1 protein-coding gene is annotated in these 249 nt (G+C 46.6%); it reads right to left on the bottom strand.

The genetic code is table 11. The features are described from left to right. The coding region (locus tag H6A60_RS13445) for a hypothetical protein (protein ID WP_205105360.1) at window positions 1-249 on the bottom strand (249 nt) is incomplete at both ends.

The raw sequence follows: 249 nt of genomic DNA, 5'->3' as shown, positions 1-249 counted from the left end.
ATAATATCCCGCATGGTAAGCGCAGGGTCGGAAAGAACAAGTCGCCGAACCGGAATATCATCAATTAAAACACCTTGCTTATCTACTACAAAAATCACATCTGCGGCTTCTGTATCCTGTAGGTTTTCGCGGATATGAAGGATGGCCTGCGCAACCGTCATATCTTCCCTCACCGTGGCAAACGAGGTGTCAATAAGCATCGCCACACTATTCGCCGGATATTCAAGCAGATCATGTGTAGCATCCTTA

The organism is Sutterella massiliensis (assembly GCF_016899755.1).
GTDB lineage: Bacteria > Pseudomonadota > Gammaproteobacteria > Burkholderiales > Burkholderiaceae_F > Sutterella > Sutterella massiliensis.
This window is presented reverse-complemented; position numbering and strand designations above follow the sequence as displayed.